The sequence below is a fragment of the Bradyrhizobium sp. MOS001 genome (genome assembly GCF_004634465.1).
Classification (GTDB): Bacteria; Pseudomonadota; Alphaproteobacteria; order Rhizobiales; family Xanthobacteraceae; genus Bradyrhizobium; species Bradyrhizobium barranii.
The window spans coordinates 27,330-39,677 of the sequence record NZ_SPVJ01000017.1; the positions used below are offsets into that span (position 1 = coordinate 27,330).

The 12,348-nt window shown below is 64.8% G+C and carries 15 protein-coding genes; 6 read left to right on the forward strand and 9 right to left on the reverse strand.

Going from position 1 to position 12,348, the window contains the following annotated elements; all coding sequences use genetic code 11:
* Window positions 1-20: 20 nt before the first annotated feature.
* Window positions 21-761 (reverse strand): methyltransferase domain-containing protein, encoded by a 741-nt coding sequence (locus tag CT676_RS21540; RefSeq protein ID WP_014490441.1) that lies wholly within the window; start codon window positions 759-761, stop codon window positions 21-23.
* Between the two features lie 107 nt (window positions 762-868).
* Here CT676_RS21540 and gloB point away from each other — a divergent pair, with 107 nt between their 5' ends.
* Both gloB and CT676_RS21550 read left to right on the forward strand, forming a co-directional pair.
* Window positions 869-1,636, forward strand: coding sequence for a hydroxyacylglutathione hydrolase (gene gloB / locus CT676_RS21545; protein ID WP_085403613.1), 768 nt, complete (start codon window positions 869-871; stop codon window positions 1,634-1,636).
* A 23-nt stretch (window positions 1,637-1,659) separates the two neighbouring features.
* Window positions 1,660-2,082 carry a cupin domain-containing protein gene (locus tag CT676_RS21550; RefSeq protein WP_014490443.1) on the forward strand — a complete coding sequence of 141 codons (423 nt, stop codon included), beginning with the start codon at window positions 1,660-1,662 and terminating at the stop codon, window positions 2,080-2,082.
* Window positions 2,083-2,133: 51 nt separating this feature from the next.
* Here the strand turns inward: CT676_RS21550 and CT676_RS21555 are convergent, their stop codons facing one another.
* The 3 genes from CT676_RS21555 to CT676_RS21565 form a co-directional block, all read right to left on the reverse strand.
* Window positions 2,134-3,003 carry an EamA family transporter gene (locus tag CT676_RS21555; RefSeq protein WP_085403701.1) on the reverse strand — a complete coding sequence of 290 codons (870 nt, stop codon included), beginning with the start codon at window positions 3,001-3,003 and terminating at the stop codon, window positions 2,134-2,136.
* 100 nt (window positions 3,004-3,103) lie between these two features.
* Window positions 3,104-3,829 (reverse strand): acetoacetyl-CoA reductase, encoded by a 726-nt coding sequence (phbB, locus tag CT676_RS21560; protein WP_085403614.1) that lies wholly within the window; start codon window positions 3,827-3,829, stop codon window positions 3,104-3,106.
* A 246-nt stretch (window positions 3,830-4,075) separates the two neighbouring features.
* On the reverse strand, window positions 4,076-5,254 hold the full coding sequence (locus CT676_RS21565) for an acetyl-CoA C-acetyltransferase (RefSeq protein WP_063986017.1): 1,179 nt from the start codon (window positions 5,252-5,254) through the stop codon (window positions 4,076-4,078).
* A 304-nt stretch (window positions 5,255-5,558) separates the two neighbouring features.
* Between CT676_RS21565 and phaR the strand changes: the two genes are divergently transcribed.
* Both phaR and CT676_RS21575 read left to right on the forward strand, forming a co-directional pair.
* The gene (gene phaR / locus CT676_RS21570; RefSeq protein ID WP_071908507.1) at window positions 5,559-6,158 is read left to right on the forward strand and encodes a polyhydroxyalkanoate synthesis repressor PhaR; all 600 of its coding nucleotides are present in this window, start codon (window positions 5,559-5,561) and stop codon (window positions 6,156-6,158) included.
* A 103-nt stretch (window positions 6,159-6,261) separates the two neighbouring features.
* On the forward strand, window positions 6,262-6,879 hold the full coding sequence (locus CT676_RS21575; protein WP_085403615.1) for a class I SAM-dependent methyltransferase: 618 nt from the start codon (window positions 6,262-6,264) through the stop codon (window positions 6,877-6,879).
* A 21-nt stretch (window positions 6,880-6,900) separates the two neighbouring features.
* Here CT676_RS21575 and CT676_RS21580 read toward each other — a convergent pair whose 3' ends face one another.
* On the reverse strand, window positions 6,901-7,788 hold the full coding sequence (locus tag CT676_RS21580; RefSeq protein ID WP_135215343.1) for a branched-chain amino acid aminotransferase: 888 nt from the start codon (window positions 7,786-7,788) through the stop codon (window positions 6,901-6,903).
* Window positions 7,789-7,892: 104 nt separating this feature from the next.
* Here CT676_RS21580 and CT676_RS21585 point away from each other — a divergent pair, with 104 nt between their 5' ends.
* Entirely contained in the window at window positions 7,893-8,828 is a 936-nt protein-coding gene (locus CT676_RS21585; protein ID WP_135215344.1) for an alpha/beta hydrolase, read from the forward strand.
* Window positions 8,829-8,925: 97 nt separating this feature from the next.
* Here CT676_RS21585 and CT676_RS21590 read toward each other — a convergent pair whose 3' ends face one another.
* Window positions 8,926-9,174 carry a hypothetical protein gene (locus tag CT676_RS21590; protein ID WP_071916977.1) on the reverse strand — a complete coding sequence of 83 codons (249 nt, stop codon included), beginning with the start codon at window positions 9,172-9,174 and terminating at the stop codon, window positions 8,926-8,928.
* A 481-nt stretch (window positions 9,175-9,655) separates the two neighbouring features.
* Here CT676_RS21590 and CT676_RS44140 point away from each other — a divergent pair, with 481 nt between their 5' ends.
* Window positions 9,656-9,856, forward strand: coding sequence for a diguanylate cyclase (locus CT676_RS44140; RefSeq protein ID WP_094184333.1), 201 nt, complete (start codon window positions 9,656-9,658; stop codon window positions 9,854-9,856).
* 16 nt (window positions 9,857-9,872) lie between these two features.
* Here the strand turns inward: CT676_RS44140 and CT676_RS21605 are convergent, their stop codons facing one another.
* The 3 genes from CT676_RS21605 to CT676_RS21615 all read right to left on the reverse strand — a co-directional run bounded on the left by CT676_RS21605 (window position 9,873) and on the right by CT676_RS21615 (window position 12,278).
* Window positions 9,873-10,433, reverse strand: coding sequence for a carboxymuconolactone decarboxylase family protein (locus CT676_RS21605; protein WP_028149518.1), 561 nt, complete (start codon window positions 10,431-10,433; stop codon window positions 9,873-9,875).
* A 110-nt stretch (window positions 10,434-10,543) separates the two neighbouring features.
* Window positions 10,544-11,707 carry a PLP-dependent cysteine synthase family protein gene (locus CT676_RS21610; RefSeq protein ID WP_135215345.1) on the reverse strand — a complete coding sequence of 388 codons (1,164 nt, stop codon included), beginning with the start codon at window positions 11,705-11,707 and terminating at the stop codon, window positions 10,544-10,546.
* 106 nt (window positions 11,708-11,813) lie between these two features.
* Window positions 11,814-12,278, reverse strand: coding sequence for an Lrp/AsnC family transcriptional regulator (locus tag CT676_RS21615; RefSeq protein WP_038943290.1), 465 nt, complete (start codon window positions 12,276-12,278; stop codon window positions 11,814-11,816).
* Window positions 12,279-12,348: the final 70 nt, after the last annotated feature.

Consider the following 12,348-nt stretch of genomic DNA (forward strand, 5'->3'; position numbering starts at 1 on the left):
CGCGTCGGGACGATTTGTTTTCAAGTGCGCGTCACCGTCGAGGACGGCACCAGCACCGGCTTCAACGAGGGAATCAGCCGCGCGCGCTCGCGCTTGGCGGGGATCGCGCGATAGACCTGCTTGGTCGCCTCGACAATGTGCACGCCGGCAAAGGGCAGCGACAGCGCCGCGCCCGCGCGCTCCCACACCTGCGCCGATTTCAGCACCCAGCCGCCGGCATAGGGCGGCATGAACAGCGCCTCGCCCCAGGCGGTTGGCGTGAACCAGGTCTGGCGCAACAGGTCGGTGATCTGCGAGCGCGAATAGGGCCGGCCGTGACCGAACGGCGTGCTGTCGGTACGGGTCCATACCCCGCGCCGGTTCGGGATCACCGCGATCACGCGGCCGGAGGGCGACAGCACCCGCCACACCTCGCGCAAGAGCGCGGCCGGATCGTCCGACATCTCCAGCGCATGAATCAGCAGGATCCGGTCGACCGCGGCGTCAGGAAGCGGCAGCGAGAATTCATCGACCAGCGAGGCCAGCGCCGGCCGGCCCGTCGGCCATTTCAAGACACCCTGCGCCGACGGCATGAAGGCGATGCAGCGCTCCGCGTCCTCGCGGAACAGGCCGAGATAGGGCGTGGGATAGCCGATGCCGAGCACACGCTGGCCCGCGGCGGTCGGCCAGCGCTCCCTGATGCCGCGATTGATCATTTGCCGCGCCACAATCCCGAGGCGACGGGAGTAGAACTCGCGGAGGTCGACGACATCAATGGTCATGACGGCAATGTAACATGCACGAGGCGGCTCCCGCGCCCGGAATATTGCATTGCCTGCGCAACGTTAACGCCATATTTGTCTGCGGGGCTGAGCGCGATGGAGATGACATGGCCGCCGAAATTCGTACTTTCACCTGTTTAAACGACAATTTCGGTTATCTGATCCACGATGTGGAAACCAAGGCGACGGCGTCGATCGACGCGCCGGAGGCCGGCCCCATCCTGAAGGCGCTTGAGCGCGAGGGCTGGCAGCTCACCGACATCCTGATCACCCATCATCATGGCGATCATGTCGGCGGGGTCGCAGAACTCAAGCAGAAATACAATTGCCGCGTCGTCGCGCCGCATGACAAGACGACTGAGATCGCCAACGTCGACCTGCGCGTCGCCAATGCAGACATCGTCAAGGTCGGCAGCTTGCTGGGGCGCGTACTGGAGACGCCCGGCCACACGCTCGACCACATCTCCTACGTGTTCGACAATGAGAAGACGCTGTTCGCGGCCGACACGCTGTTCTCGATCGGCTGCGGCCGCGTGTTCGAAGGCGACTACCCGATGATGTGGGACTCGCTTCTGAAACTGCGGGCGCTGCCTGACGACTTCAAGCTCTATTGCGGGCACGAATACACCGCGTCCAACGTCAAGTTCGCACTCACCATCGACCCCGACAATGTGGCGCTCCAGGCACGCGCGGCGGAAGTGGCGAAGCTGCGGGCCGAGAACAAGCCGACCATTCCTTCACTACTTGGTGACGAGAAGCGAGCAAACGTGTTCCTGCGTGCTGATGAACCGTCGGTCGCAACCAGGCTACACATGAAGGGCGCGGACGCTGCCGCGGTGTTTGGCGAACTGCGCGAGCGCAAGAACAAGTCCTGAAGAAGAAATCCTGACGGGGATCGATGCCGACCGCAGCCGAGATCATCGCACGCCTCGAACTCCGCCCGCATCCCGAAGGCGGCCACTACCGCGAGACGTTTCGCGATCAGACCACTGATACCAACGGCCGGTCGCGCTCGACCCTCATTTATTTCCTGCTCGCGCGCGGCGAACGCTCGCATTGGCATCGCATCGACGCCGTGGAGATCTGGCACTACTACGCCGGCAGCCCGCTGACGCTGCGCATCGCGCATGAAGGCTGCTCGCAACACGAGGTGCGGCTCGGCACGGACCTTGTGAGCGGCGAGCGGCCGCAGGGGATCGTGCCGGCGAATGCCTGGCAGATGGCGGAGAGCATGGGAGAGTGGACGCTGGTCGGTTGCACCGTAGCGCCCGCATTCGAGTTCGCAAAATTCGAGCTCGCGCCGAAGGGCTGGGAGCCGTAAGGCGCACTGTCATTCCCTGGCGCCGCGTGGCGGCGAACCCGGCAACAACTGTCACCGCTTCCGCAGCACCATATCCTTCGCCGCGATCAGGCCGCCGCCGGCGATCAGGATCGCGGCGATGGCGATGTTGGCGCTGGCTTTTGCAAAACCGGCGGCGATGAGGAATCCGGTCGAGAGCAGCGGCGTCGCATAGGATGCGGCGCCGAGCACGCGGATGTCGCCGCGCTTCATGCCGATGTCCCAGGCGTAGAACGCGGCGCCGACGGGGCCGATGCCGAGAGCGGCCACGGAGAGCCATTGCAGCGGCGTCTCCGGCCACACCGTGGTTTCAAGCAGACCATGCATCAGCGCGGCAAGCGCCGCGGTGGCAAGGCAGAAGCCCGCGACCGCATCGGTCGGCACCGCCTTCAATCGCCGCGACAGCACCGAATAGGTCGCCCAGACGAACGCCGCGATGAACGCCGCGATCAATCCCGGCAGCTGGCCCGGCGCGAAGCCGGAGGTGCTCCCGGCGAACAGCAGCACGGTGCCGACCAGGCCGAGCACGGCGCCAATGATGTGATGCACCGCAAGCCGCTCGCCCGGCAGGAACGACGAGAACAGCACGATCAGGAGCGGCCACATGTAATTCAAAAGACCGGCTTCGGCCGGCGGCGCAAAGCGCAGCGCCAGGAAATACAGTGCGTGATAGCCGAACAGGCCACCGACGCCGACGACCCATACGACCAGCGGCTGACGCAAGCTCCTCGCCGCATCGCCGCGGCCGACCCAGGTGAGGAGGCCGACGAGACCGCCGATCGCGAACGTCATGGCGGCGAGCTGGAACGCCGGAATCTTTCCGGTCGCCACCGTCATCACGGAAAGCAGCGACCACATCAGGATCGCGGTCAATCCGATCAGTGTGGCTGTGCGCGGGGTCATCAATCGAAAGGCCCTGAGGACGATGATGCCCGGCACGAGGCCGGGCATTTCGTCTTCACTATCGCCTTGTCGCGCCTGAATCTACAGGCTTGACGCCCTATCAGGCGTGATACTGGCCGCCATTGATGGTCAGCGTCGAGCCGGTGATGAAGCCGGCCTCGTCGGCGGCGAGGAACACCACGGCGCGCGCGATCTCCTCGGGTTCGCCGAGACGATTGACCGGGATCTGCGGGATCACGTTCTTTTCCAGCACGTCCTTCGGCACCGCCTGCACCATCTCGGTGTTGATGTAGCCCGGTGCGATCGCGTTGACGGTAATGCCGCCCTTGGCGTTCTCGATCGCGAGCGCCTTGGTGAAGCCGATGTCGCCGGCCTTTGCTGCGGAATAGTTGACCTGGCCGAATTGCCCCTTCTGGCCGTTGATCGACGAGATCGAGATGACGCGGCCGAACTTGCGCGCACGCATGCCTTCGATCACCTGGCGCGTCATGTTGAACAGCGAGCCGAGATTGGTGTTGATCACGGCGTTCCACTGCTCGAGCGTCATCTTGTGGAAGGCGGTGTCCCGGGTGATGCCGGCATTGTTGACGAGCACGTCGACGGGGCCGAGCTCGGCCTCGACCTTCTTCACGCCTTCGGCGCAAGCATCGAAATTGCTGACGTCCCATTTGTAGACGGCGATGCCGGTCTCGGCCTTGAACTTCTCCGCCGCCACATCGTTGCCGGCATAGCTTGCCGCGACCTTGTAGCCGGCCGCCTTCAGCGCCTTGCTGATCGCAGCTCCGATGCCCCGCGTACCACCCGTCACCAGTGCAACACGTGCCATATCGTATTCCTTCCCTTGGACTCTGCGGACGTTTCTGAGTGATCGTTTTAGATGCGGATTATGCGGTTGGTTTGACGGACATCAAGAACAAAACGCCCGGCATCGAGCCGGGCGTTTGTATTTAGTCGAGGCTGGCGCTGTTGCGAAGAATATTTGATTTGCAACCGCCGCCTTTTTAGTCGCGTGCGATGCACTCATCTATGTGTGCAGCGCACGCGCAAGTGACACGTAAGCTAGATGTCAGCTTCAGTCGCGCGCCAGGCACATCGCGATACCCATGCCGCCGCCGATGCACAGCGTGGCGAGGCCCTTCTTCGAATCGCGCTTCTGCATTTCGTGCAGCAGCGTCACCAGCACGCGTGCGCCGGAAGCGCCGACCGGATGGCCGATCGCGATCGCACCGCCGTTGACGTTGACCTTCGAGGTGTCCCAGCCGAGATCCTTGTTGACGGCACAGGCCTGCGCCGCGAAAGCCTCGTTGGCCTCGATCAGGTCGAGATCGCCGACGCTCCAGCCGGCCTTCTTCAGCGCGGCGCGCGAGGCCGGGATCGGGCCCGAGCCCATGATCTTCGGATCGACGCCGGCCTGCGCCCAGGACACGATGCGCGCGATCGGCTTCTTGCCTTCCTTGGCGGCCTGCTTCGCCGTCATCAGCACAACGGCAGCGGCGCCGTCGTTGATGCCGGAGGCCGAACCCGCGGTGACCGTGCCTTCCTTCTCGAAGGCGGGCTTGAGCTTCGCCATCCCGTCGAGCGTTGCGCCATGACGCGGATATTCGTCGGCGCTGACGACGATGTCGCCCTTGCGGGTCTTGATGGTGACGGGAACGATCTCGTCGTTGAACTTGCCGGCCTTCTGCGCCGCCTCGGCCTTCTGCTGCGAGTGGACCGCGAACTCGTCCTGCTGGGCGCGGGTAATCTGCCACTGGCGCGCGACGTTCTCGGCCGTATTCCCCATGTGATAGCCGTTGAAGGCATCCCACAGGCCGTCCTTGATCATGGTGTCGACGAACTCGACCGGGCCCATCTTGACGCCGCCGCGCAGATACTGGGCGTGCGGAGCCATGCTCATGGATTCCTGGCCGCCGGCGACCACGATCTCGGAATCGCCGTTGAGCAGCGCCTGGTAGCCCAACGCGACGGTGCGCAGGCCCGAGCCGCAAAGCTGGTTGACGCCCCAGGCCGGGCTCTCCACCGGAATGCCGGCGGCAATCGAGGCCTGGCGGGCCGGGTTCTGACCCTGAGCCGCGGTCAGGATCTGACCCATGATGACTTCGGAGACCCGGCCAGGCTCGATGCCACCACGCTCCAGCGCGGCCTTGATGGCGATGGCGCCGAGGTCATGGGCGGGAAGGGTCGCGAACGCTCCGTTGAAGCTTCCGACCGGGGTGCGGGCGGCGCTGACGATGACGACATCGTCTGACATGGGCATCTCCTGGTGTTGAAAGGGGGCAGGCGGGGCTGGGGAAACGGCTCGCCAGTCTCGAATGGCATCCTGTTAACGTCGTTGAGGCATGTCAATCGGCCGGCGACCGAATTCATGCCGCAACGCATTCAAAATAGCGTTCTTGGCGCTTTCGCAAGCACGTTTTTGCTGCCCGATTAACCGTGGCGCACAAAACGGTAGCGTGACCCCTTTGAAAATGCTTATTTTGTTGCGTTGCGTACTCTTCCCGCCCTGCGGCATTATCCGCCGGGTTCCCGTTCTCCGCGCTTGCAAGTGAGAGCCCATGGCGAAATCAGACCAACCCACCACCATCAAGAAATACGCGAACCGCCGGCTCTATAACACCGGAACGAGCACCTACGTGACGCTCGAAGACCTCGCCGCCATGGTCAAGGACGGAGAGGATTTCCTGGTCTACGACGCCAAGACCGGCGACGACATCACCCGCTCCGTGCTCGCCCAGATCATCTTCGAGCAGGAGAACAAGGCCGGCCAGAACCTGCTGCCGACCACCTTCCTGCGCCAGCTCATCCGCTTCTACGGCGACAGCATGCAGATGGTGGTGCCGAAATATCTGGAGCAGTCGATCGCGACGCTGACCCAGGAGCAGGAGAAGTTCCGCAAGCAGATCGCCAACTCGCTCTCCGGCACTCCTTTTGCTCCGTTGGAAGAACAGGTCCGCCGCAACATGGAGCTGTTCCAGCAGACCTTCTCGATGTTCAAGCCGTTTGCCCCCAACGCGGGCCGTCCGGCGACCAGCCCCGAACCGGAGGCCGACGCAAGCGCTGCGGCGCCGACGGACACCAGCAACATCGACGACCTGCGTCAGCAGATGAAGGACATGCAGGAACGCCTCGAGCGGATGTCGAAGAAGGACGAGTAGGGATTTCGTTCGCGCCGGCGCGTCCACCTGCGGCGGGCGCGCGGGCCGCCGGTTCATAGCAGCGCGACTTGCGCGCTGTCGTCCCGGCTAGGCCGGAGCCGCCATGTCCGACCGCAGCACCCACTGGGACAACGTCTACGCCACCAAGGGCGAGGCCGAGGTAAGCTGGTTTCAGGACAGCCCGGCGATCTCGCTCGAGATGATCCGTTCGGCCTGTCCTGACCATGGCGCCGCCATCATCGACATCGGCGGCGGTGCTTCGCGGCTGGTGGACGCTCTCCTGCGGGACGGATACCGCGACCTCGCCGTGCTGGATCTCTCCGCCAACGCGCTTGAAGCGGCGAAGAAACGAATCGGCGGGGCGGCCTCAGCAGTCGACTGGATCGTTGCCGACGCCACGACATGGCGGCCGGGGCACAGCTACAACCTCTGGCACGATCGCGCGGCATTTCACTTCCTGACCGATCCGCGCGACAGGGCCGCTTACGTCGAGCGCCTGCGGTCGGCGATTACGCCCGGCGGCCACGTCATCATCGCGACATTTGCGCCTGATGGCCCGGAGAAATGCAGCGGCCTGCCGGTGCAGCGGCACGATAGCGCGAGCCTTGCTGCGGAGCTTGGGCCGGAGTTCGAGCTGATCGAGACGCGGAGCGAGACGCATCACACGCCGTGGAAGTCGACCCAGGCGTTTCAGTTCAGCCGGTTTAAGCGACGCGGCTAGGACGAAGGAAAGTGCGGCGCCCTACGCCGCCAGCTTCACCGCATGCGCAAAGTCCCAATAGAGCTTGCGCGCTTTAGTGTAGAGCGGGCCCGGCTTCAGCTCGCGATCGTCGATGCGGATGACGGGGGCGACCTTGGCGAAATTGCCGGTCGAGAAAATCTCGTCGGCAGCGAGGAAGTCGGCATAGCGCAGCGTCTTCTCGACCACGGTAACGCCGTCGCCGCGCAGCAGGCTGATGACGCGCTGGCGCGTGATGCCGTTCAGGAACGTGCCGTTCGGGACCGGCGTGTAGACCACGCCGTCCTTGGCCATGAACACGTTGGAATTGCCGAACTCCGCGACATTGCCGAGCATGTCGAGCATCAGCGCGTTCTGGAAGCCGCGCCCGGCGGCTTCCGCGAGCGCGCGCGAATTGTTCGGATAGAGACAGGCGGCCTTGGCCTCGACCGGCGCGCATTCGGCGGTGGGCCTGCGGAACGGCGACAGCGTGATAGCGTTGCCGACGGGTTTCGGCATCGGCGCCTCGTAGATGCACAGGCACCAATTGGTCGTCTCGGGGTCGAACAGCACGCCGCCGCCCGAACCGTTCTGCGCCCAGTACATCGGGCGGACGTACAGCTCAGCATTCGCGGCGAAGCGCGCGATGCCTTCGTGTGCGAGCGAAAGCCAGGTGCCGGTGTCGACCACCGGCTTCAGGCCAAAATTGATCGCGGATTGGTTGGCGCGGGCGACGTGACGGTCGAGGTCGGGCGCGACGCCCTCGAACGCGCGCGCACCGTCGAACACGACCGAGCTGAGCCAGGCGGCATGCGTGCGCGGGCCCATGATCTGCACGTTGCCGTCGTGCCACTTGCCCTCGAAGAAGGTCCAGCTCGGCGAATATTCGATCGGTTTCTTGATCTCGGCCATGACCGGCCTCCCTTGGACATACCCGGGCACTATTGTCCCAATGTCTAAATGATTCCCTGCTGGGATATGGTGCGTTACCCTCTCCGACGAGGGGAGAAGGATCCATGCCGCTTGATCCGCTTGCAAGGCGTTTGTTGACCATGATGGCTGCGGCCGCCCCGCAGGGGCGGAGCCGGCCGAGCGTGGAGGCACGGCGGCAGTCGCTGGCCAAGCTGATGCAGTTTGCGCGCACTGATGCGCCGGATGTGACCACCGCCGACGGCACGCTTCCGGGTCCCGGCGGAGAGCTGCCCTATCGCCTTTATTCGCCCGCATCAGCCGGCGACCACGCGCCGGGCTTCGTGTTCTTTCATGGCGGCGGGCTCGTGGCCGGCAGCATTGCGACGCATGACCGCATCGCGGCGGCGCTGGCGCATGTAACCGGCTGTCGCCTCGTCTCGGTCGATTACCGGCTCGCGCCTGAGTACAAATTTCCTGCCGCCGTCATTGATGCGATCGCGGCCACGGAGTGGGTCGCGCGGCAAGCTTCGTCGCTGGGCATCGACGCCGAACGGCTGGTGGTCGGCGGCGATTCCGCCGGCGCCACGCTCGCTGCGATCGTGTGCCAGGAAGCGATGCAGACCACCGGCCTCTCGATCGTCGCGCAATGCCTGATCTGCCCGGTGCTGGATTTCGAGGAGACCTCGCCTTCGCGCGAGGCATTCGCCGAAGGCCATCTGATCGATCGCGCCACCATCGAAGCCGATCTCGCGGATTATCTGCCTGATGGCATCGACACCGCCGACCCCCGTATCTCGCCCTTGCGCGCGACGCGGCTTGCAGGCCTGCCGACCGCGATCATCCACACCGCCGAATTCGATCCGATGCGCGATGAGGGCAATGCCTATGCGCGCAAGCTGCTCGCCGCGGGCGTCGCGGTCGAGCACGTCTGCCATGATGGCATGGTCCACAATTTCCATGCCATGGGCGCGATCCTGCCGCAGGCGCAGCTCGTGCTGTCGCAGATCGGCGAACAGGTTCGGCGGGCGGTGGAGAAATGAGGCGCTTTCTTACCCTCTCCCCCTGTGGGAGAGGGTGGATCGCCGCGTAGCGGCGCTTCGCGCCACCTTCTCCACAAGGGGAGAAGGGAAGAAGGCATCACGCGCGCGCGCCGAGCACGGCCCGCGCCGCCACGACGTATTCCAGCCAATGCGCATCCGCATAGCGTTCGGCCTGCCGTGCGCAGGTGACGTCAGGGGCATGGGCGGCGGCAATCGTGCGCGCGAATCGCTCTTCGGCGACCGTCACGTCACCGGGCTCGGCCGACGGTACGCTAGCCGCCGCCGCGGTCGGAGCGACAGCGAGGCCCGCCAGACCAGTGAGCAGGATGCGGCGTGACGTGTTCATGGCTGTGTCCTTCCAATGTCCGGCCCGCACTCCGGCCGGCGCGTGTGTCAGTGCGATCACGGCAGGGTAGCCGCGCACATCCGTGCCGTCCATCGCTTACGGATACCGCTTGACCCCACGAGCGATCACGTTCCATCCAACAACGGTTCCGTCATCAAATCGCCACGCGTCGGATTGTCACGTGTCCCATCACGGCCCATCGCATCGCCAGGCTTCGCGCGCGCTGTCGCGATGGGACTGCTTTGTCTGGCGATCTCGGCAGGCACTGCCTTCGCTGCCGACGATGAGGACGACGCGCCGGCAAAGCCCGATGTCCCCAACATCTACCTCGATCTTCGCACGATCTATGCGACGATCCACCCGCCGGCACGCTCGGGCTCGGCTTCGGCAACACATCATTGTCGGCCGCATTCGAAGCGCTGGCGGTACGCAGAGGCACGACGCTGCCGAGCGGCTTGCCGGCGGCATCCGCAAGCGCGTGATGAGCGCGCAGGTCTTTGCCGACAAGGTTCAGTTCGGCCTCACCGTGAGCATCGGCATGGCGGAAGCCACCGTCAGCATTTCCGGCATCGACGCGCTGATGGGCGCGGCCGATCATGCGCTCTACCAGGCCAAGGCCGAAGGCCGCAATCGCTGCATCGCCTGGGCGCCCCCGCCGCCTGCAGGCAAGGCGGCGGAGTGATCGAAGGACGCAGCGTCTACTCCGGCACCGGCACGTCGAACGTGTTGAGGGTGACCGAGACCATGCAGTAGACGCCGACGAGATAGGACAGTTCGGCCGCGCCGTGCTCGCCGAACTCCTTCACCGCGGCGCGCCAGGTCAATTCCGGCAGCACGCCGCCGCTGACCAATGCGGACGCCACGTCGTAGGCGACGGCCTCCTGCTTGGTGAGATCGACCGGCCGCTGGCCCGCGACGATGGTCGCGAGCTTCTCGTCGGAGAGGCCGCGCTGCTCGGCAACGAGCACATGAGCATAGAGCTCGTAACCGGAGCGGAAATGCGAACCGGTGACGAGGATCGCGACCTCGCGCACCGGGGCCGGCAGCAGCGGGTTCGATGCGATTGCCTTGACCAGCTCCCACACCGGCTTGCCGAAACGCGGCTCGCGGATCCAGGGATTCCACGGCCCCAGCAGCGCGCCGTCGTCGCGCATGTTCACGAAGCCCTTGAAGTGGTCCTTGATGCCGGCTCGCATGTCGTCATAGAGGGGCTTCTGTTCGTCGGTCAGATCTTTCGGATCGAGAATGGGAAGGCGCACGGCGGGGATCTCCTCGTTGAGAAGAGGCGAAGCTCACCCGCGTGTGCGTGCAAGGCAAGTGAAGTTGCCGTGACGGTCGTGCCATTTTGGAAGTGGCAGGGAAACGTCGGCTAGGATGCCTCGGGGCTTGGTACGATCTGCGGATTTGCGACGTCGTCGACATCGAGCGTCAGTGGCTCGCCCGTCGTGAGGAACGACGACAGGGCCGCCTCGAACGGCGCAGGATCGAGGCCGCGCCCCTTCAGCCATTCGGGCTCGTAATAGGTCTGCCGGTAGCGCTCGCCGGAATCGCAGATCAGCGTCACCAGCGACCCTGATACGTTCGCCTGTCGCATCTCCGAGGCGAGGCGGCACAGTGCCAGGAAGTTGGTGCCGGTGGAGCCGCCGACCGCGCGGCGCAGCCGGCGCGACAGCACGTTCATCGCCGCGATCGTTGCCGCATCCGGGATCTTCATCATGCGGTCGACCACGCCGGGGACGAAGGAGGGTTCGCAGCGTGGCCGGCCGACGCCCTCGATCAACGATGGGCGTTCGCAAACGTGAGAGCGGTCCTGCGTGCGGAAGCAATCGAAGAAGGCGGAATGCTCGACATCGGCGACGCACAGCCGTGTCGGATACTGGCGATAGCGCAAGTACCGCCCGATGGTGGCCGAGGTGCCGGCGGTGCCGGCGCCCATCACGATCCAGTCCGGGATCGGCCGCGGCTCGCCCGCCAATTGCGTGAAGATCGATTCGGCGATGTTGTTGTTGCCACGCCAGTCGGTGGCGCGCTCGGCGAAGGTGAACTGGTCCATGTAGTGGCCGTTCAGCCGCGTAGCGAGCGCGGCGGCTTCCGCGTAGAGCGCGCGGCCGTCGTCGATCAGGTGGCAGTTGCCGCCATAATGCTCGATCGCGGCGATCTTCTCCGCCGAGGTCGTGCGCGGCATCACGGTGTAGAAGGGCACGCCGATCATCTGCGCGAAATAGGCTTCCGACACCGCCGTCGATCCCGACGAGGCCTCGACCACGGGCGTGCCTTCGCGGATGTGGCCGTTGCAGAGCGCGTAGAGGAACAGCGAGCGCGCAAGGCGGTGCTTCAGGCTGCCGGTCGGATGCGTGGACTCATCCTTCAGATAGATATCGATGCCTGATAGCGCCGGCACGATCAGCCGGATCAGATGCGTGTCCGCCGTGCGGCACTGGTCGGCCTCGATCGCGGCGACGGCCTCGTCCACCCAACCGCGCCGATAGGCCGGCCCGGCCGGATTGAGGTGGCGGAAGGGAAATGTCTGCATCGCCTGAACCTCCCATGATGCGGATCGCGCATCAAGTGCACTGGATTTTGTTTTGACGCGTTTTATGACGCGAACCGGTTTCCACTTCGCTGGAAAACGCTATGGCTCAAAACTCCAGCGGTGCGTTGTCGACGACCTCCTTCATCACGAAGAAGGTGCGGGTCTGGCGCACGCCGGGCAGTGCGATCAGCTGTTCGCCGTGGATGCGGTTGAAATCCTCCATGTCGCCGACGCGGATCTTGAGGAAATAGTCGAAGTCGCCGGCGACGAGGTGGCAGTCGAGCACGCATTTCAGCCTGGTGATCGCCTGCTCGAAGGTGGCAAAACTCTCCGGGGTCGAGCGGTCGAGCACGACGCCGACCATCACCAGCGTGCCCTTCGCCACCTTCTTCGGCGCGACCATGGCGCGGACCGCGGCGATGAAGCCGTCCTCGAACAGGCGCTGGGTGCGGCGATGGCAGGTGGCGGGGCTGATGGCGACGGTTTCGGCCAGCTCGGCGTTACTCAGCCGGCCGTTATTTTGCAGCAATCTCAACATCTTGAGGTCAGTGCGGTCGAGTCGGGCGGCCATGGAAGAAGCTCTCGGTCTTTGGCTCTAATCTGGAAGAAAGTAGATCTATTGGACGCTAGGCTGCAAGCTT